The organism is Lysinibacillus sp. NPDC097162, assembly GCF_044762185.1.
In the GTDB taxonomy this organism is placed as follows: Bacteria; Bacillota; Bacilli; order Bacillales_A; family Planococcaceae; genus Lysinibacillus.
Genome location: NZ_JBIWDT010000004.1, coordinates 222,642 through 242,193, shown reverse-complemented (window position 1 = coordinate 242,193; position 19,552 = coordinate 222,642). Strand labels below are relative to the sequence as shown.

Genomic DNA, 19,552 nt, shown 5'->3' with positions numbered 1-19,552 from the left:
CAAACCGCGCGTAGCGAGGGTTGCGGCTTACGGTGTGCCCGCGGAAAGCGCCTGTCTGTAGCGGAAATCAACGTCAATAAATATTTTTCTTTATGCAAATAACAGACTATGGAGTAGCCCCATAGCCTGCCTTTTCTTTCCTCGATATGCGATTGCGGTGATCCAATTGAATGCCAGTTAGCCATTGCAAAAATGCTGTAACGCCCGTTTTAACTGTTTCTATACGAAGGTCATTATGCTTTGGATCAGCGTAAATAAAATCAATATGACGTACGCCCTCATTTTCGCCAATCAGCTTTAAAATATCAAATAATTCATAGGCTGTTAACCCACCAGGCGTAGCCGCAGGTACATCAGGCGCAAATGTAATATCCAATGCGTCTAAATCAACGGACACATAAATTCTATCTACTTCATGCATAAGCTGACGCAACATTTCACGGATAGTCAACTGTATACCGTCGCGTCGCATTTGATTTAACGTAATCATATGCATTCCTTGCTCACGGGCATAATAAATCATTTCAGGCGAATTAAAAAAGCCATGCAAGCCGACATTATAAATATGCTTTCCCTCTACAACGCCTGATGCAATCAGTTGATGAATTGGCGAATTCATCGCTAAACCAATTTCTTCTTGATTTCTTGCATCTAAATGTGTATCAAGCTGAATAATGCCAATGCGATCTTTCGGAAAAGCATTTTTAATCCCTCTTAATGAACAAGCTGTAATTGCATGATCTCCACCAATAAGGCATGTGAAGCTTTTTTGATAGGCAATGCTTAAGTTTTCCGCTGCCGCCTCTATTGCCGATTCCGAAAGCATTCGATTTTTCGGATCTATCGCTACGTCACCAATATCAACAATTGCTAATGCACGTAAATCTACTTGTTCGTCTAAATTATAAGATTGGAAACCGGACCATGCCTTACGAAAAGCATTAGGATACTGTGCTTTTTTGGATGGATCACTTGCATATGATAATAATGCTCCATACACAATAATATCCACATCGTTTGCAGTTGGATTTTGTTTTTGCTTAATCCACTGATGCATACTTGAGCCATTTTCTTGTTTCCACTGCCATTCAGGTTGGATGAACATTTTAACCTACCACCTTCACGCCTTTTTTCCAAACTTTTTTCACATGATTCACACCAAAAATATAATGTAGCTTTTGATGATTATGAACATCCCATAAAACTAAATCAGCTTGCTTTCCTACTTCGATAGAGCCAACACGATCTTCAATTTGCAATGCACAGGCAGCATTATACGTAGCCGCACATAAGCTTTCTGCTGGTGTCATTTTCATTGTGATACATGCTAGGTTCATTACAAGTGGAAGCGAAATGGTTGGAGAGGACCCAGGATTGCAATCAGTCGAAATGGCTACAGGCACACCTGCGTCAATGATGTCTCTAGCACGTGCCGGTTTTTCTCCTAAATACAATGCTGTCGCTGGTAATAAACATGCAATAACCCCCGATTTTGCAAGCTCTTCGATTCCTTCGTCTGAAACTTTTAATAAATGCTCAGCAGAAATAGCTCCTACTTTTGCTGCAACATGCGCACCTTTATTTTCTTCAATTTCATCAGCGTGTATTTTAGGGATGAGCCCTTGCACCTTGCCTGCCAATAAAATACGTTCTGATTGCTCCGGTGTAAAGACATCGACCTCACAAAATACATCAATAAACTTTGCCAGGTTTTCTTGAACAACTGCAGGAATCATTTCATCAATCACTAAATCAACAAACTGCTCTGGGTTGTCTCGATATTCTTCCGGTACTGCATGTGCTCCCATAAAGGTTGGCACAATGTCCACTGGGTGCTTTTTTTGCAAGCGCTGCATAACACGTAGTTGCTTTAGCTCATTTTCTAAATCTAGTCCGTAGCCACTTTTACTTTCTAATGTTGTGACACCATGCTGTAAAAATAAGTCCAAGCGTCTCGTCGTTTGATTGAAAATATGTTCTTCTGTCAATGTACGCATTTTTCGAGTTGTTGCATGAATGCCTCCCCCAGCATTCATAATGTCCATATAGCTCGCACCTTCTAAACGCATCTCAAATTCATGCTCGCGACTTCCACCAAAAACAACATGTGTATGAGGATCAATCAAACCTGGTGTTACAATTTTTCCCGTTGCATCTACAATCTCTGCTTCGTCTGCACGGGGTAAATATTTAAGTATCATGTCACGAGTCGTACCAAGATCTTGAATAGTACCATCTTCAATCCAGACGCTTCCACCTTCAATAATTCCGAGCTCTCGCATTTCTTCACGTACACGAGGTCCCTTCTTATCACTTGCAACTGTCACTAATTGAGAAATATTTTGAATCCAAATCGGCCTTTGTTGCTTTTCCATCATCCCTAACTCCCCTTTGTTATGTAGAAAGCTACTTCTTTCCTTCTGCTTGTTCTATATAGAATTCTAAATTAACACGAAGTAACTTACATCTTCGTCACGCTCAGGTAATTTCCCTCTTATTCTCTTAAAAATTATACAAAAGCAGAGCATCAATTAAGTAGAGGATGAATTCTGAGCAACTAAAATAAAAAAGCAATAACACTCTATTCAGAAATGTTATTGCTTACATTACATAGTCTGGCTACCTCATGCATGGAATAGCTTTGAAAATTATAATCCTGCTGTAATTCTTGATAATATTGCAAAAGCTCCTCAAGCATCGCCAAATTTTTATCAATATGTTTTCCAAAGTTATGCGGATGCCACCACAAATGATAAAAAGCCCCTTCCTTTGCAGCAGCAAGCATTCCTTCTTTAATTCGTTTTACCTTGAGGTGCTCAAATGCACGCAACAAGCTACTATATGGTCTTAAAAATGCACTTGCTCGAACATTAATAAATGCATCCCCTTGCATCTCTTCTAGACTTACCATATGATTTCCAGTTACATTAACATAGCTATCCAGCCATTTCATTACACCAAAAGATAGTCGATTTTTTTTAGTGAACTTTTTAGGATTGTATAAATCATGTAGTTCATTTCCTCTATAGCAAACAAATCCTGCTTGCTGACAAATTGCAAAATAATTATCATTCACTTGATTACGTGGAAAAACAATGGACTTCATCGGTTCAATATACCCGTCACATATCATGTTCATTGCTTGTAAATCCGCAAGAAAGTCCGTTTCTGTTTGTCCACTTTCTAAACAATAAAAATGGGAAAATGTATGACTACCAATTTCCTGATGGGGTGTTTGAATAATTTCTTCAATTAATGATTTGCCAAAGTGCAAAGAATCTTCTTGCTCATTTTCCCCTACTTTCGCAAGTTGGGAATGTGCTGCATACCGCATTTGTTTATATTTCACTGGAATACCTCGCAAGTAATGAGCCATCTCACCTTTAGATTCTGCAAATAATAAACCTACAGTAGCCCATGTCGCATGTATTTCATATTGCTTAAACAGCATCAAAATTTTAGGTAATGCCTGACGAACACCATATAAATTTTTATTATATTGTCCATGCCGAAATACATCATGAACACCCCAATTTAACTCAAAGTCCAGTGAAATCACTAAACCACCATGATTTGCATTGCTTGCTATTTTCTCCACTTTTGCACGCCCAATAACAACGCACTCATTTTCGATTGTGCGATGTAGCCTGAATATACGTTAACAACTTGTCCACCGAAGCTCAATTTAAATTGACGAATCGTTTCGACATCTGTTAACTCGCCCATATCGTATAGTACAAATCCCTGCTGCTTTAAATACATTAAATTGTGCCATAATAAGAAACGATTCGCATAACGTAATGGACGCTTTAAATGGGCAGGCAATGATAAAGCATCACTTGTCGCTACGTAATAGGACATCGCTTTTTGTGCATGTACAATATCCAATCGATAACACAATGTTTGTCCACATATACTACGTACTTCTGACAAAAACAAAGCGTTTTTTTGATTTAAAAGCATAATGGATTCCATCTGCGATTTAGTAATTTGTTCAATTTTTTTCCTTTTTGCAAAATCATTATAAAACTGTTGAAAAGCTCGTAAGTTCTCTTCTGAAGGCTCTGTATATAAAAATACTTGATAGGGCTCTTCCTGTGCGCGACGTAGCAACTTTCGATTGTTTTTCGAAAGTGCTGTATACATCGAGCACTCATGATTTGTTAATGGAATATGAACCGCTTCACGTTTAACAAGCTTACGGCTCGGAACAAGTGAATGTGTGTGACAAACTAACTTCATTGACTTTCTAGTATTTGCCAACTTTTCTGCAAAGTAAATATGCTGCATCGCGATATTCCATCGCTTACTTCTAATGGATAGAATGAACACCGCCCCCACTCTCTGTGTAATTTTCTACATGATTGCGCTCATAACGAGCACATTTAAAATGCTTCATTCGAGAAATATGTTTATAGCCTAATTGCTGCAATCGTTTTCGCTTACGCCATTGCCAAAAGCTTGCCGTTACCCAAAGTGTTTCATTTGGCTTTATTTTTTGAATAAATGCTGTAACAACGTCTATCTCTTTATAGAGATCGTAGCTCAAAAAGTAGGTTTGTTTAGGCAACGATTCAACGATTTGCAATGCATCCACACGTAAGTTTTTCGTATGTAATGCAAATGCAGGCTTCGTCGTCTGTGCAAAGGAATCTTTATAAATGGTATATCCCTTATAAAATAATGAAATAATCTCTTCCTGATCGAGTGACATTGCCTCTTGAATCGACATTTCCTCAAACAACTCCCCTACTGGTTGTTGTGGAACGACCCGATCAGATGGGGATAACTCGTACAATTCCACTTGCTTAAAACGAACAAACTTTTCAACGAATTGTTGTCCATATTCTAGCCAATCTTTCGCTTTTCCATACTTTACTAAATAACGCAGTTCACCAAGAGTGTGACGTTTCCATCCAACGAAACGCTGACTACTTTTCAGCATTTCCTTTAAACGTTCCTTCATTACAAACCAACCAAGCAAAACCTTTGCTCGTTTTGTTTTACTACTTGCAACGATACGCCTCGTAAAATCGATGCCAGAGCGCCAATCAAATTTATAAGCCTCATAACCAATACTCATATCGAACATATGATAATTTTCTGAAAAAGTACGCTTTATCGTAGTTTGATTAAGTAAACGACCAATTCCAAAAATATTGAAGTTCGGCTCATGTCCGAGTGCATAAGTGACATAGCGCCCTCGACAGCAAATACCATAGTTAAAGGCAAGCCATTGATCTTCAAAAACAAGTGCGTCTACTTCTACTTGCATCGCTTCCCCTTTAAGGTGGAAAATGCGTTCAAAAAATTCCCTTTTCTTGCCTTTTGTAAAACCGCTCGTATCCATCTTTTTTTTCCAACGTCGATCAAATAATCTAAACATTTGCCAAAGGTCTTCTTGTTCAGGTGTTTTTGTCCGTAAAGATCCTAAATTACGTAGCTTTTTTTCTCTTCGATCTATACCATGCATTTTTTTACGGTTATTGAAATGGCTATTGAAATCGACGTCTTGAAAAGTAAGGTATGGTGTTACTACTCTGAAAATATGTGGCGGTAATTGCCTTTCTACGAAATACTGTTCAATTGCCTTCGAGGACTCTTTACTTTCAAGTAATCCATGAAATGAAAATAGTACATGACGATGCTTTTTCATTAGCTCATCAAATACAAATGTTATAGCAGGCAATTGCCATTTTTTCCTTGCGATAACACCCGAATAATTAGCGATGTTTTCACCTGTAAAGGCATATAGACGAACACCCCAAAGCATTCGAACCGTAAATGGCAAAAATGCAATAATATCCTCATCCTTTTGCACAGCATATAGCTCTATTCGCTCTTTTCTTCCAATAGTAATCCACCAGTTATAAAACCATGCATATTCAATAAACGGATTATCATTGTGTTCATTCGCTAATATCTCATCCCAAATCCCCTTATAATACATAAGTTCATCTTCTGTTCTAATGCGAATTAATTGCAATTTAATCACCCTTTTTAGCAAACTTTGAAATTGCCTGTTCATAGATTGATAATGTTTTTTGATACATAGGAATAAACGTAAAATCACGTAAAAAACGCCGTTCACTTATATCGCCCATTTTTTCACATAGCGTTTCATCCGTTAAAAGCTGTTTAAGCCTTTCTTTCAGTAGGCTTGGATCGTCACGAGCAATTAAAAATCCATTTTCTTGATCAGTCACTAACTCATTGACTCCACCAACATTCGTGGCAATGATAGGAAGTCCTGCTCTCATCGCTTCAATAATTGAAATGGGTAAACCCTCCCAGTCTGATAGCAGTGCAAAGATATGACTTTGAGCAAGCAATTTTGTGACATCTAATTGATTGCCTAAAAACGTAACTCGCTCTGAAAAACCTTTGTCTTTAACATAACTTTCTAATTGGGGACGCAAAGAACCATCACCAATAAATTGAAGGTGCCAAGGTATATCCGATAACTCCATCAAAGCCTCCAACAGTAAATCTTGCCTTTTTGGCACCTCAAAGCGAGCAACCATAACAATTTGCGAATGCTCATTTTCCACTCTATTTGGTGCTATTTTCGTTTCTAATTGTTCAATGCCATTATGAACCGTCTGCATTTTATGAGCAGGTGCAATGCCTTTTGTTAATGCCAACTTACGATCATAATCAGAAACGGTGATGATCTTAGTTGTTAATGGCTGGACCGTTTTTTCAAGTTGGCGATACATCAGTTGCTTTTTTTGTGGCACTCCTTCTGTAAAACTCCAGCTATGTGCGGTAAAAATCGTCGGAATGCGCAAAAGACCACCGATAATACGTCCAATTGCCCCTGCCTTAGAAGAGTGTGTAGCAATGACATCAGGCTGTATTTTTTTAAAAGCAGCTCGTAATTGCCAAAGTGCTTGGATATCTTTTGTTAGATGAATTGCCCGCTGCATGGCAGGAATACTGATTACATCAATTTGCTCATCTTGTAAACGCCATAATGAAGCATCATAATAACCTGTAACAATCGTAACTTTATGGGCATCTTGCTTTAACTTTATCGCAAGTGCCTCCACATGTTTTTGAGCGCCTCCTACTTTATCCATACGTGTTATTAGTTGAACAATCTTCAGCATCCTTCACCTCTTGCTCTTTTAGTAAGCCCCTGTTCTACCTAGAACGACGAAAAAGGTTTTCATAACAATTTTTAAATCCATCCAAAACGTTACGTTTTCTACATAATGAATGTCATAGGAGATTTTTTGACCATGCGAAATATTAGATCGTCCGTTAATTTGTGCAAGCCCTGTTAAACCTGGTTTTACTTCCAAACGGCGTGCCTGTAACGCACTGTAACTATTTGTAATTGTCGGTACTTCGGGCCTTGGTCCAACAATACTCATATCCCCCTTTAATACGTTTAAAAGCTGCGGAATTTCATCGATGCTTAATTTACGTAATATTGCTCCTACCTTTGTAATGCGCGTATCTTGGTCAGTTTTGAAATAGTAATCATCTGGAATACCTTCTGTACATATTACAGGCATGTTGACAGGTGTTGCCTGAATAGCCATTGTTCTTAATTTCCAAATGATAAAACGTTGATGTTCGTAACCAGTTCGAATTTGTTTGAAAAAGATGGGGCGTCCTGTAGTAACGAATAATAGGAGGAGTACACCTAACATAAGAGGAATTGTAATAAGTAATAAAATAAATGCCCCGACTATATCAAAAATTCGTTTACCATACTGACCGTAAAATGTGATTGTCTCAGCTGTCTGTACGTGCAATACATCATCCTTTACATTTTTTTAGTGCTTAACTTTATATATTCATTTCGCCCATTTATAGAACTATTTCAGACAAAGCAAATACCCTGTAAATATGACAAAAGGAATTACACCAGAAAAATTTTTGGCATAATTCCTTTAATAATCAAGAGAATAAGTTAATTACTGAAAATCAGACACCTGCTCAATTTGAAGGTGACATTCGATATGAACATTTCCCTTTAATGCTTTACTAATCATACACGTTTGTTCTGCTTTTTGAGCTAGCCGATTAATAAGATTTTCATCACGTTCGGTTAGATGCGGTACTTTTACATTTGGTTTATGGACAATTCTCTCATATGTAAAAACACCATCCGTTACATCTACAAACCCTTCTGACTCCATCGACAATGCCTCAACTGGTATTTTGGCGTTTTCCAGTAATGCTGCAAATGTAATTAAATAACAAGTTGCTGAAGCACCTAATAACATTTCATCTGGATTTGTTCCGATTCCTGGTCCATTCATTTCCCGAGGAATAGATACGATTGTATTCAAATTAGTGGATGTTAAGTTCCCTGTACCATTTCTTCCTTGCGACCATGATAAATTCATACCAAACTTGTGCTGCATTTACATAGCTCCTTTTTATTTTATTTCCATTACCTGGAATTAATATTTCAAATTATAATATACTGTTGAAAATGCCCATCCAGCCATATGAATTAGTAAAAGGATTCCTAAAGCTTGAGCGGTAGATAACTGAACACCTGCTATTAACAACAGAAATAGAGCATAAATGGAAATAACCGTTATTTTCCACCCATTCGCTAGTGAGCTTACTGTAATTTTTTCATATCTTTCATCGAGTCCATTTTTACGTGCCGCCATCCTTCGTCCCCACCAAAGTCCAAAAAGACCTCCTGAAATGCCAAGCACTATACCAAGAAATCCTAACATTTGTTCCAAACTCATATTTAATCACTACCTTTCTCAAAAATAAATACTTCTTCAATACTTAGTTGAAATGATTTTGCGATTTTATACGCAAGTTCTAAAGATGGATTGTAACGACCATTCTCTATAGAAATAATTGTTTGCCTTGAAACTCCTAGTTTTTCGGATAGCTGTTCTTGAGTCCAGCCAAATGATGCTCTTAATTCTTTAATACGTTGTTCCATTTTTCACCACCCCGATGTAAAGCAACCTTTACGTAAAGTGTACTTTACTATTTTTTATTTGTAAAGTATACTTTACATTTTTTCTCGAATTTTCGGAAAACAACACAAAACTTCCTCGCTTTGTATAACAACAACCATCGAAAAACAGCGAGCCTTATTTTATGGTAAAATAGAAAAAACAATTATTTAGGAGATTTAGTAATGACTTTAACTAAACAACAAGCACTACAAGCACTTAATAAAAACAAATTTATCGGTTTTACGATTTCAACAGGAAATATTATTATAAAAAAGATTAATAAAACCGACTATAATATTTTCGTATATGAAGAAGGTAATGAAAAACCAATGCATTATGTAGGTTCCATTATGAACGTAATGGCGACGATGAGTGATAAAGCTTCAAATAAGGATTTTATTATCGTCGAGCAACTTCCTGAGGAAAATAAAACTGAAACGCCTGCCAATGGGGCTAATGAACAAAAGTCTGTTAAAAAAGCTGTTATAAAAACGGCTAATTTGGATGAACAAAGCCGTGCAATCGCTGGCTATGAAGAACTCTATGAAATAACTGAAAGCGGACGCATTATTACAGTGCGTGAAAATCGTGCATTAGCTCGTTGCAATGATGAATATGGTTTTCATATTGTCCGTTTAACAAAAGATGGCACAGCATCAAACCATAATGTATTCGAACTATGGAAGCAGGCATTCCCAGAGCTTGAACAAACAAACTTTAAAGGTGCCTTAAAAGCGAAATACGGAACAGGCTGTAAGCTAATTGACAAGCCAGGCATTCACTTTTAACAAGGGCATATACAGCTCCAAGTCGAGACAAGTAAAAATCCTCAGCGCCTATAAACAGACGCTAAGGATTTTTTGTTATATTAGAAAGGAAAGTAGTGCTAGGTGCCAGCTATGTTCTGATTGCTGTCCTTGTTTTGAAAAAAATTTCACCCATTTCTTTTCTTGACGATGCACTTTTTTCCACTTCAACAGTTGATTTACCCATACACGTTCTACCCTTCGAAAACCTAATGCATTCAACGTCCTACGCTTTCGCCACTCAAACCAATTAGCCGAGGTACAAATTGCACGCCCTTCTCGTTGCACTTCATCTACAATAATTTGGAGTTTAGGTAGTTCATAATTTTTAATATATGTAGTATTTGGTGGCAATTCTTGCATAAACCCATCCGCTTCCTCTTGGATTAATTTATCATGTCGCAAAAATGAAATTTCCTGTTTCTGTCCATAGAGCTTATAGCCTTTAAAATAATGAGCAAGGAGCTCAGTTCGCTGATTGTGGTCGAGCACCGATTGAATATTTATTTCCTGGAAGTTAGATTTATTGTGGCACATTTTTTCATCTAAATAATAAATATTAAATACATGTCCATTAAAAACCTTACATTTCAGCATCGAAAACCACTCATTCATATTGGCTTTTGTGAACAAGTATCGTAATTCTCCTAATGTATTACGTTTCCACTCTACAATCCTGCGATTTGTTTTCACCATGGCTAACATCGATTCTTGCAGCACCATTACATTACGAAGCGCTTGTTCCCTCATCCCTGTAGTACTCATAATAAATTTTCTTGTAAAATCTAAATGTGTATACCAGTCAAACTTATAAGGCTCATACCCAACACCAAAATCGTATAGACGAAAGTTCATACTTTGTGCCTTTAGCATATTTTCCTTTTCAATTAAACGTCCAGGTCCAAACATATTGAAATCAGGTTCATGCCCCATAGCATGACAAAAATTTCTCCCTCGACAACAAATATCTAATGTAAAGCCAATCCAAGTATTCTCAAATTGCAAACTATGAACTTTTAAACATAGTGCTCCATTTTGCTGCATTGCAAGCTGTTCAAAAAATGCCTTCGTTCGTTCGTCTGTAAATCCACTCGTATCCATTTTCTTTTGCCATCTTCTTTCAAACAATCGAAACATATTATCTAAACTTCCAGCATGTGCTTTTTGATAAGTTATGTTTCCAAATTCCTTCAACCGCTTTTCTCGACGATTAATACTCTTTAATCTTCGCTTATGCTGCGCTAAAAAATCGGGTAATTCAATCGACTTAAAATCTATATAAGGCGTGACAACACGAAAAACTGAATAGGGCAATTGATGTGCTAACGTATATTTTTCTAATATTTGAGATGTATCCTTACTTTCCAGTAAACCATGTAATACGAAGAGGACTCGGGAAAATTTGCTTGTAAGTTCCTTTAATAAATAATGCACAGCCTGCTCTTTCCATCTTTTTTCGGCAATTACCTCCATATAAGAGGCAAGTCCTTGTCCTAAAAAGCTAAATTGATGGATACTACTAAATCTTCTTGTATGAACTAACGGGAAAAATGCTATAGCTTCCCCCTTATGCTCAACAATGTAAATTTCCACATTCACATCGTGCCCAACTATCATCCACCACGTCGAAATCCATTCATATTCTATAAAAGGATTATCGTTTTTTTCACGTTCAAGTATTTCAGACCAAGTATCCTTATATGTCTCTAGCTCGTTAATCGTTGTCACGAGTCTATACTCTAGCACGTGTGTAGTCACTCCTTTTTCACTTTCAATAACAAAGCATTGCCTTCCTTATAACCCAGTTATTGTTTTTAGCATTTCAATGTACTGTCCTATTTCTTCACCCAGTAGCCACTATATTCAAAAACGAACAAAATTAGAACGATTGCACATACCAATAGCCTGATTCCATTAGTAAAAAGGCATTCCACATATACTTCTCGAGACAAAAAAACCTCCTTATCGAAAGAAGAAGAAGGTTTTTATATAGTACAAATTAAGCTTCAATAAGAGTTGCTATTTCTTGTTTACAACTTTTCGCCATATGTGACGTTGCGATATAGCTCATCGTCATTCCTGGTCCTAGTGTAGCACCCGGTCCTGGATAGGTTTCGCCCATTATCGAAGCGGAGCAATTACCAGACGCATACAAGCCTTCAATTGGTGTTCCGTCCTTCTTTACAACCCTAGCATGTTCATCTATAACGAGCCCCCCCTTCGTGCCAATATCGCCTGGATATAACCGTAGTGCATAATAAGGTGCATCCTTCAATTCAGCTAAATTTGGGTTTTTTAATGTAGGATCACCGTAATAGTTATCGTAAGCACTTTCCCCTCGATTGAAATCATCATCGTGTCCATTACGTGCAAATGTATTAAAACGCGCAACCGTTTCAATTAAATTTTCTGATGGTACACCCATTTGACTTGCCAATTCCTCTATTGTTTTCCCACTTTTCACAATATCATTGTCAAACCAGCTTTTTGGGAAAGCTTGTCCAGGGAACAAACCTGTAAATATATATCGACTCTTCGCAGTTGCATCAATAAGAATCCACGAAGGTATTCCAGTATTCGTTTTTTTATGATGTGCAAACATATTATCTACAAACTCATGATAAGGGGCAGCTTCATTTAAAAAACGATTGCCTAAATTGTCTACCACCATCATATTCGGTACCCCACGGTCTGCTACTAAAAAGAATGGATGACCTTCCGGATCTAATACTGAAGGCGCCCCCCATACTTTATCCATTAAATCTAACGTTCCCCCAATTTTAACGCTTGGTTCAATACAATCACCTGTTTGTCCTTCTGGAGTCGATGTCCACTTGGCATTGGTTGGGGAAGGCAAATATTTCTCTCGGTACGCTTGATTGTGTGAAAAGCCACCAGATGAAAGCACTACACCTTGTTTGGCTTCAATCTGCATTTCTTGTCCATCCCGTTCTACGATTAAACCAATCACGCGATTATTCTTTACGATAAAATCTTTAAATGCCGTCGAAACCCATAACTCCCCATTCGCTTCTGCAAGTGACATACGTAAGCGTGCAATTAATGATTGTCCTAACGCTACAGGCTCACTACCTGTTATTTTAGACTTCACTAAGCGCATCCCTAGTTTTAGTGCTGTTGTTTTTCCTTTCATTGTACGTCTTATCATATTTACCTTATGGAATTCATAGCTATTCATCGTGAAGCCTTTAGTCGACATAGTAGACCGGCGCATCGTATCAGCTAAAGTTCCCATCTTCTGCAAATCAAAAATAAGTGGCTCAATAGAGCGCCCTTGTGAAAGGCCACCTGGTTTTTCAGGATAATAATCCGAATAGCCTGTAGCATATTGGAAACGCATGTGATTAGTATGATGATTTAAAAACATTAACATTTCAGGTCCTTGCGTTATATAAGCCTCTTTTAATGTGGTTGGCACACGATCACCAATAGTTGAATCTAAGTACAAACGTGCTAGTTCATGCGTGTCAGGAACACCTGCACCTTTAATGACATGATTATTTGGAATCCATAGTGCTCCACCCGATAGGGCAGATGCTCCACCGTAACGATCAGTTTTTTCAATGACTAATGATTTCATCCCTTGCAACTTTGCTGTTAGTCCTGCTGTCAAACCTGCAGCGCCTGATCCTACTACTACTACATCATAACTCGCATCCCATTTCATACTTACATTCCTCACCTTCATTAGTAGTTGACTAAATCAATGAATCTAGTATTTCTATTCAAAAGTATAGAATTAAAGTAATATTCAGTCAATTTAATACAACCTCTTTTTTCCAAATAATACTTTACGTATACAGTGACGCTTCATTATCTTCGCTTTCCGATAAAAATCCATATAACAAGCACAGCACTATACAGTAAAGGCATATAAAATAAGCTTCCAGCATCTACCCCATTTTTCACAGCAATGCCGATAAAAGCCCAAATAATAACTATTGGAAACAAAAAATCTACTTCAACATAGCGAATATAAATAGCAAGACATGTGGCAACGAAAAGCAACAAATTTGCCCACCATACATCTGATATACCAAAGCCATCCCACTGATAGTACGTCAGAACATAACTAATATTCGCCATTAAGGCAACACTAATCCAGCCCAAGTAAATCGAAAAAGGTAATCTCCCTGCAAAACGGGTGTCCCCTTTCGGATAACTTCTATAAATAAAAATTAAACTGACTAGAAGTCCAATCATCATGACGATCGATAACGAAAAGTATTCATAATGCCAACATAAAAGCCAAGCAATATTATACAGACAAGTTGACGTTACAAGACTTATGATGGCTGTCTCTTGATTGGCTTTCTTCCGGAATAAATGAATAACAAGCCATATTCCTAAAACTATATAAATAACAAGCCATATAGAAAAAACATAGCCTGCTGGCATAAACAGCACCTGTAGTTGGTTAGATACTTCTCCTGTTGTTTTGCCATTAATACCTATTGTACTTGCTATAACATTAACAGTAATCATGATTAAAAAGCTCAAAAGTGCAGCCCATTTCATTGCAATCCCCCCTATTATCATAATTAAGCTACTATATAACTAATTAATTCATAAATATAACTACCCTATTTAAAAAAATGAAATCTTTTTAGGATTGCTTAGTATCCAGCTTCATTTCTTTTGTACGCACTGTTTCGATTTGCGTGTATAGTTTTCATTATTTAAATGCAAACGTGGTCATTTATTTTAACTGTGCCCCATCATATAACCCTTTACGTTGCATATATTTTGTAAAACGGACTTCAGTTTATTATAGGGCGGAGGAATTTCGCAGTTGAGTGCAATGATACTTGGTGGATTTCTTTTTTTCAGCGTTAGCATAGGTGGAACAATCGCTTGGGTTTTCTCTAAGCTGTTTCAACATACAACCCAAGGTTTATCATTATTATGTGGTGGTTTTTTAGTAGGATTGCTCGTACTAGATATCATTCCCTCCTCTTTTCAAATGTACAAGTCTTTTGGCATACTATTAGGCATACTTATTGGCTATTTAATATTTCAATTACTTAGTAGTTTATTTCACCCTACAAATCATCAAAACTCCTCCGTTTCTTTGCTTGCAATAGCAATGGTCATCCATACAATTCCTATTAGTCTTACTATTGGAAACTTACTTGGTAATTCCGCCCTTAGTATTACAATGACAGCATCAATCATTCTTCATCATCTTCCGGAAGGGTTTGCACTTACAACAGCATCTCTTTCACAAAGCGGAAGACTATGGAAACTATTCATTTATTTCATCGGATTTTCGATATTCTTTGTATTTTTCGTTTTCATTGGTCAATATTGGAATTTAACAATTAAGGCACAAGGAATGTTAATGGGCCTCTCAATAGGATTAATCGGCACGGCTAGTATTTCAGAATTTATTTTGCATCATGTTCGATCAGTAACCTTAAAATCCTTTATGACATATACTTTATTCGGCTATTTTTTAAGCTATATGTTTCATACATTTGTAGGCTAAGCACTTATTTTGTTTGAATTTCCAGAATTGTTTGGGTGACTGTCACTTAGAAAAAATGTAAAAAATCCACTTCGCCTAACAAAGCACTGCGAAGTGGATTTTTACATTTTAAATTTGGCTTAGTCTACAGGATGTATTACTCTTCACTCACTGTCATCAACGTAAGTGATAAAATTTTAGAAAACTGCGCACGAGTCAGATTGCCTTTTGGATTAAACTTGCCACTTGCACCTTCAATAATTCCCAATTGCTGTAATAAACCAATAGATTCCACAGCTTCCTTACGCATTTGATCCTTATCCGTAAAGGTATTATTTTTGTTAGCCTTTGCGATATCGAATTCCATTGCTTCTAAGTAACTTGCCGTAACATGAGCCATCTCTTCACGTGTAGCAGGTTTGTTTGGCTCAAAATAATTACCATCGAAAATTTCGAGTAACCCGTACTCTTGTAAAATCGCTACTTCCTTAGCTCCCCAGAAACCTTGCATATCTTTGTAAGAAGCAGGTCCTTCATAATCTTCATTTACATCTAATCCTGAAGCACGGAAAATCATCGCAGCTAATTGACCACGTGTTACTTGTCCGTTCGGATTGAAAGTTGTATCAGTAGTACCAGTTACGATTCCAGCCTGATAAAGCAATTGGATATAGCTTTCAGCCCAATGGCCAATCGCATCTGTAAAATACCCACCTGGTTTTAAATCAAGGTCAGCACGGTTTAATACCGTAATTAAATCACCCATATCTGTATTACTTGCTGCTTCCCATTTCCCCGCTGTAAAAATTTCAGCCTTGAAGCCATTACCAGATTGAGTAATGCGCATTTGAATCGCATCACCATACAGCTTTTTAAACTCATCAAAGTTTTCTTGTAATGCCTGTTCACCTTCTGGGAATAAGTTTGTCCCATCTGTGTAGGATGCCATTAATCCTATAAGGGACATTTTTATAATAATGCTATCTTTAGATGTAACTATTGTTACATCATCATCCTCATTGACTAGCTTAAAAAGTAAAAACATTTTGTAAATATCTTGATAGGACATCGATTGTACTTGATTAGTCGATGCAACGACTTGTTTAGGATGAATAATGTTTGCAACATCGACTTTTTCTTGTGCATATGCTTGTAAGCCAAAACCTCCTGTAAAACATGCAATACTTAAGGCTCCAGCTAAAATTGTTTTCTTCATTCCCCTTACCCCTTTCAATTCATAACTTCAGTGTACTAAAACACCTATTAACAAATCTATAAATATATGTAAATTATTGAAAATTATAAAATAGCCCTATTTTTGCAAATCAATTTACTCCGACTAAATCTTTACACTTCTAAGTCTAAATACTTGAAGATATTATTAATAAAAGACAAAAATACCCTACAAATCCAAATAATTAATAATAATTCATTTGTACTACCGTATATGTTCCTAAAGTCTCCTTTTAAAATTATTAAGGCTAACGGTTATTTTTATTCTCAATAAGCACATACTTGAAGCGTATAAATTTAAGTAGAAATCGGACATATTTTTATATCATTATAATAATTGAGTTTATAATTTGATTTTCATTCAACGAAAGAAGTAGTATGAAATTGTAATAAGAAAATTATTCTACATCAAAACTATTATACTAACGTAACAATATCAGAGGAGGAATTCAGATGAACTATCAAAACATTACTGTAGCAGGAAGTGGCGTTTTAGGAAGTCAAATTGCTTATCAGTCTGCTTTTAAGGGATTTAACGTTACTGTGTACGATATTAATGACGAAGCTTTAAAAAATGCGCAGGATCGCATTACAAAGTTAAAACCATTATACCAACACGATTTGGGTGCGACACAGGAAGAAGTAGATGCTGCTTATGCGCGTCTTTCATTTAAAAGTGACTTAGAAGAGGCTGTAGCAAACGCAGATCTTGTTATCGAAGCGATTCCTGAGGTTGTAAAAATTAAAACAGAATTTTACACAAACCTTGGCAAAGTTGCCCCAGCAAAAACAATTTTCGCAACTAACTCATCTACTTTATTACCAAGCCAATTTGCTGAAGCTACAGGTCGCCCTGAGAAATTTTTAGCATTACATTTTGCTAATACAATTTGGGTAAACAATACAGCTGAGATTATGAAACATCCAGGTACAGATATGAAAGTATTTGATGAGGTCGTTGAATTTGCTCGTGCTATTGGAATGGTGCCACTAACATTATATAAAGAACAACCTGGCTATATTTTAAACTCTCTACTCGTGCCATTTTTAGATGCAGCTGAAATGCTATTAGTAAAAGAAGTATCTGATCCTGAAACAATCGACAAAACTTGGATGATTGGGACAGGTGCTCCTCTTGGACCATTTGCTATTTTAGACGTTGTAGGTATCAATACCGCTCATAACATTGTCGAGGCAAAAGCTGCTGCAACTGGTGATGAAAACATGAAAAAGCTTTCTAACTTGTTAAAAACAGAGTATATCGACAAAGGCAAATTAGGACGAGCAACAGGAGAAGGATTCTACAAATATCCAAACCCAAGCTTCTCAAAACCTGATTTCCTTAAAGGATAAGTGCCTGCCACTCAAACAATTCACTACAATTTACTACGCTAGTCATGTATTTGATGACTAACATAATAAAAATCCACTGCGTCTCCAGAAAGCGCAGTGGATTTTTACGATTTTAGGAGCCCGTACTATGCAGGAGCTAAGTGTGAAACTAAGTGCCGAGACTAAGTGTCAGGCACCCAAACAATTTTGTATCTAAATAACACTGCCAGAAGGATTTACTTAGTAAAAATCCACGGAGACTCCTGCGGGAACGCACGGAACGTAAGACGCAACAAGCCGCGCGTCAGCGAGGGTTGCGGCTTACGTCGTGCCCGCGGAAAGCGTAGTGGATTTTTACGATTTCAGGAGCCCGTACTATGCAGGAGCTAAGTGTCAGGCACTCAAACAATTCTATCTTCTACTCATTTAATACTTCCCCTTGCGAATTCACTACTTTAACCTGAAATTCATTTATCGGCGTTACTTCATTTCTCTCTTGTGAACGTAAAATTCCATATATGATTTCTTCCATTTCTAATGCTACCTTTTGTGCATCTTTCTCCGAACCAATGATAGAAGTTTGAACAGTGATAAAGGTGTGTTGATCCGTCGTTACATTTTTAAATACATCAAATTCTTTAAGACCTTCTACAATAGCTTTTAAAAAATAGGATAATTCTTTATCTATTAGTTTTTTTCCTTCATTTTCTGTTGTAAACTCCCACCTTTCAAAAATAACTGTATAGTCCTTAAATGGTGAAGTTTCCATAACACGTTTGGCAATCGGCTCCATATCTTTTTTAACAAAATTAAAATAATCTTCATCCGCCACAACTTGTAACACCAATTCTTTCTTTGTCGTCGTTTTCACATCAACTCCAACATATATTTCATGCAGTTTTTCTTTCAATTTAGCAATACTTAACTCTTCTTTAGTAACGAAAGATTGCTGCGCCTCTTTATTTTCAGAACTATCCACCTCAAAAAGTCTAGCGACTAGGCTAACTATAATTATTACCATAGTAAGTGTTCCTACAAGAATCCATTTCCTTTTGAACATGTTATCCCTCCTACTTAAGAAGGTATGTCATCGAAGATATAAAAAATGCCCTAACCGAAAGTCTCTTTTGTTACCACTAGCGTAAGTTCCACAAAAAATACTTTTAATAAGCACTTGAGAAACATTTTTAATCATATTACCTTTACTTAGGAAGGGGGATGAAATGATGAAAATAACTATTGAAGAATTAGCAGAATCAAGAATTGCCTTTTTTAGAAACGTCGGTGAATATGGTGAAAAGCAAAACAAAGAACTAATGGAATCCTTTAAGCAATGGGTACTGGAAAATGGAGTATTTGATAATTCACCAATTTTAGCTATACCACAAGATAATCCAGCAGTTACACCGAAAGAAGAATGTCGTTATGATGTTTGCGCCATTATTCAAAACGATTATCATGTGGCAAAGCCTGCTCAGGTTGGTACATTCACTGGAGGGAAATATGCGGTTTTCCTATTAGACCATACGAAAGAGGCAGTCAGCGAATTTTGGGGCAATATTTTTTCTGAAATCGCAAAACATAATCTATCCATTAGACAACAACCAATAATTGAAAGATATACCTCGCAAATGATTGAAAATCATCTATGTGAAATATTAGTTCCTATTCAGTAACGAAACTTAATATTTCCATCTTCCATTTAACAATAAGTTGTTGTTAGTGAAGGCGATAACTACTGTAGG

General features: G+C 36.8%; 19 protein-coding genes. 4 read left to right on the top strand and 15 right to left on the bottom strand.

The annotated features are described in order from the left end of the window. Window positions 1-106: 106 nt before the first annotated feature. From ACIQXW_RS17870 to ACIQXW_RS17825, 10 genes are all read right to left on the bottom strand, one after another. The gene (locus tag ACIQXW_RS17870) at window positions 107-1,105 is read right to left on the bottom strand and encodes an agmatinase family protein (RefSeq protein ID WP_402764367.1); all 999 of its coding nucleotides are present in this window, start codon (window positions 1,103-1,105) and stop codon (window positions 107-109) included. Between the two features lies 1 nt (window position 1,106). Then, on the bottom strand, window positions 1,107-2,375 hold the full coding sequence (gene hutI, locus ACIQXW_RS17865; RefSeq protein WP_402764496.1) for an imidazolonepropionase: 1,269 nt from the start codon (window positions 2,373-2,375) through the stop codon (window positions 1,107-1,109). 206 nt (window positions 2,376-2,581) lie between these two features. After that, complete coding sequence (locus ACIQXW_RS17860; RefSeq protein WP_402764364.1) at window positions 2,582-3,598, bottom strand: polysaccharide deacetylase family protein; 1,017 nt, start codon at window positions 3,596-3,598, stop codon at window positions 2,582-2,584. After that, window positions 3,586-4,332 carry a hypothetical protein gene (locus ACIQXW_RS17855; RefSeq protein WP_402764361.1) on the bottom strand — a complete coding sequence of 249 codons (747 nt, stop codon included), beginning with the start codon at window positions 4,330-4,332 and terminating at the stop codon, window positions 3,586-3,588. Before ACIQXW_RS17855 ends, ACIQXW_RS17860 begins: the two co-directional genes overlap by 13 nt. Next, window positions 4,313-5,995, bottom strand: a complete 1,683-nt coding sequence (locus ACIQXW_RS17850; protein ID WP_402764358.1) for a GNAT family N-acetyltransferase — start codon at window positions 5,993-5,995, stop codon at window positions 4,313-4,315. The genes ACIQXW_RS17855 and ACIQXW_RS17850 overlap by 20 nt, the downstream gene beginning before the upstream one ends. Further along, window positions 5,988-7,112: a glycosyltransferase family 4 protein gene (locus tag ACIQXW_RS17845; protein WP_402764355.1), complete on the bottom strand. Its 1,125-nt coding sequence runs from the start codon at window positions 7,110-7,112 to the stop codon at window positions 5,988-5,990. The genes ACIQXW_RS17850 and ACIQXW_RS17845 overlap by 8 nt, the downstream gene beginning before the upstream one ends. A gap of 18 nt (window positions 7,113-7,130) precedes the next feature. Beyond that, the gene (locus tag ACIQXW_RS17840) at window positions 7,131-7,766 is read right to left on the bottom strand and encodes a sugar transferase (RefSeq protein ID WP_401019787.1); all 636 of its coding nucleotides are present in this window, start codon (window positions 7,764-7,766) and stop codon (window positions 7,131-7,133) included. 162 nt (window positions 7,767-7,928) lie between these two features. Next, window positions 7,929-8,381: an SACOL1771 family peroxiredoxin gene (locus ACIQXW_RS17835; RefSeq protein ID WP_401019789.1), complete on the bottom strand. Its 453-nt coding sequence runs from the start codon at window positions 8,379-8,381 to the stop codon at window positions 7,929-7,931. Window positions 8,382-8,420: 39 nt separating this feature from the next. Further along, a complete protein-coding gene (locus ACIQXW_RS17830; RefSeq protein ID WP_340822661.1) occupies window positions 8,421-8,723 on the bottom strand; it encodes a hypothetical protein in 303 nt (100 codons plus the stop codon). 2 nt (window positions 8,724-8,725) lie between these two features. Then, entirely contained in the window at window positions 8,726-8,929 is a 204-nt protein-coding gene (locus tag ACIQXW_RS17825) for a helix-turn-helix transcriptional regulator (protein WP_340822660.1), read from the bottom strand. A 201-nt stretch (window positions 8,930-9,130) separates the two neighbouring features. On the opposite strand from ACIQXW_RS17825, the gene ACIQXW_RS17820 reads away from it, so the two are divergent. After that, on the top strand, window positions 9,131-9,736 hold the full coding sequence (locus ACIQXW_RS17820; RefSeq protein WP_401019791.1) for an NUMOD4 domain-containing protein: 606 nt from the start codon (window positions 9,131-9,133) through the stop codon (window positions 9,734-9,736). Between the two features lie 75 nt (window positions 9,737-9,811). On the opposite strand, the gene ACIQXW_RS17815 is transcribed toward ACIQXW_RS17820, so the two are convergent. The 3 genes from ACIQXW_RS17815 to ACIQXW_RS17805 all read right to left on the bottom strand — a co-directional run bounded on the left by ACIQXW_RS17815 (window position 9,812) and on the right by ACIQXW_RS17805 (window position 14,293). Beyond that, window positions 9,812-11,500, bottom strand: a complete 1,689-nt coding sequence (locus ACIQXW_RS17815; RefSeq protein ID WP_402764352.1) for a GNAT family N-acetyltransferase — start codon at window positions 11,498-11,500, stop codon at window positions 9,812-9,814. Window positions 11,501-11,753: 253 nt separating this feature from the next. After that, window positions 11,754-13,442, bottom strand: a complete 1,689-nt coding sequence (locus ACIQXW_RS17810) for an FAD-binding protein (RefSeq protein WP_402764350.1) — start codon at window positions 13,440-13,442, stop codon at window positions 11,754-11,756. A gap of 146 nt (window positions 13,443-13,588) precedes the next feature. After that, the gene (locus tag ACIQXW_RS17805; RefSeq protein WP_402764347.1) at window positions 13,589-14,293 is read right to left on the bottom strand and encodes a tryptophan-rich sensory protein; all 705 of its coding nucleotides are present in this window, start codon (window positions 14,291-14,293) and stop codon (window positions 13,589-13,591) included. A 283-nt stretch (window positions 14,294-14,576) separates the two neighbouring features. On the opposite strand from ACIQXW_RS17805, the gene ACIQXW_RS17800 reads away from it, so the two are divergent. Next, entirely contained in the window at window positions 14,577-15,263 is a 687-nt protein-coding gene (locus ACIQXW_RS17800; protein WP_401020168.1) for a ZIP family metal transporter, read from the top strand. 136 nt (window positions 15,264-15,399) lie between these two features. Here the strand turns inward: ACIQXW_RS17800 and ACIQXW_RS17795 are convergent, their stop codons facing one another. Further along, complete coding sequence (locus ACIQXW_RS17795; protein WP_402764344.1) at window positions 15,400-16,458, bottom strand: S-layer homology domain-containing protein; 1,059 nt, start codon at window positions 16,456-16,458, stop codon at window positions 15,400-15,402. Window positions 16,459-16,928: 470 nt separating this feature from the next. Here ACIQXW_RS17795 and ACIQXW_RS17790 point away from each other — a divergent pair, with 470 nt between their 5' ends. Then, entirely contained in the window at window positions 16,929-17,828 is a 900-nt protein-coding gene (locus ACIQXW_RS17790; RefSeq protein WP_402764341.1) for a 3-hydroxyacyl-CoA dehydrogenase, read from the top strand. Between the two features lie 397 nt (window positions 17,829-18,225). On the opposite strand, the gene ACIQXW_RS17785 is transcribed toward ACIQXW_RS17790, so the two are convergent. Then, window positions 18,226-18,867 (bottom strand): hypothetical protein, encoded by a 642-nt coding sequence (locus ACIQXW_RS17785; protein ID WP_402764338.1) that lies wholly within the window; start codon window positions 18,865-18,867, stop codon window positions 18,226-18,228. A gap of 166 nt (window positions 18,868-19,033) precedes the next feature. Between ACIQXW_RS17785 and ACIQXW_RS17780 the strand changes: the two genes are divergently transcribed. Continuing rightward, entirely contained in the window at window positions 19,034-19,483 is a 450-nt protein-coding gene (locus ACIQXW_RS17780) for an AraC family transcriptional regulator (protein ID WP_402764494.1), read from the top strand. Window positions 19,484-19,552 lie beyond the last annotated feature (69 nt).

Bases quoted from the DNA above. Each gene is read 5' to 3' on its own strand.
- ACIQXW_RS17820 (WP_401019791.1), top strand. From the start codon at position 9,131: ATGACTTTAACTAAACAACAAGCACTACAAGCACTTAATAAAAACAAA.
- ACIQXW_RS17825 (WP_340822660.1), bottom strand. From the start codon at position 8,929: ATGGAACAACGTATTAAAGAATTAAGAGCATCATTTGGCTGGACTCAA.
- ACIQXW_RS17845 (WP_402764355.1), bottom strand. From the start codon at position 7,112: ATGCTGAAGATTGTTCAACTAATAACACGTATGGATAAAGTAGGAGGC.
- ACIQXW_RS17835 (WP_401019789.1), bottom strand. From the start codon at position 8,381: ATGCAGCACAAGTTTGGTATGAATTTATCATGGTCGCAAGGAAGAAAT.
- ACIQXW_RS17830 (WP_340822661.1), bottom strand. From the start codon at position 8,723: ATGAGTTTGGAACAAATGTTAGGATTTCTTGGTATAGTGCTTGGCATT.
- ACIQXW_RS17870 (WP_402764367.1), bottom strand. From the start codon at position 1,105: ATGTTCATCCAACCTGAATGGCAGTGGAAACAAGAAAATGGCTCAAGT.
- ACIQXW_RS17810 (WP_402764350.1), bottom strand. From the start codon at position 13,442: ATGAAATGGGATGCGAGTTATGATGTAGTAGTAGTAGGATCAGGCGCT.
- ACIQXW_RS17800 (WP_401020168.1), top strand. From the start codon at position 14,577: ATGATACTTGGTGGATTTCTTTTTTTCAGCGTTAGCATAGGTGGAACA.
- ACIQXW_RS17805 (WP_402764347.1), bottom strand. From the start codon at position 14,293: ATGAAATGGGCTGCACTTTTGAGCTTTTTAATCATGATTACTGTTAAT.
- ACIQXW_RS17795 (WP_402764344.1), bottom strand. From the start codon at position 16,458: ATGAAGAAAACAATTTTAGCTGGAGCCTTAAGTATTGCATGTTTTACA.
- ACIQXW_RS17785 (WP_402764338.1), bottom strand. From the start codon at position 18,867: ATGTTCAAAAGGAAATGGATTCTTGTAGGAACACTTACTATGGTAATA.
- ACIQXW_RS17790 (WP_402764341.1), top strand. From the start codon at position 16,929: ATGAACTATCAAAACATTACTGTAGCAGGAAGTGGCGTTTTAGGAAGT.
- hutI (WP_402764496.1), bottom strand. From the start codon at position 2,375: ATGGAAAAGCAACAAAGGCCGATTTGGATTCAAAATATTTCTCAATTA.
- ACIQXW_RS17780 (WP_402764494.1), top strand. From the start codon at position 19,034: ATGAAAATAACTATTGAAGAATTAGCAGAATCAAGAATTGCCTTTTTT.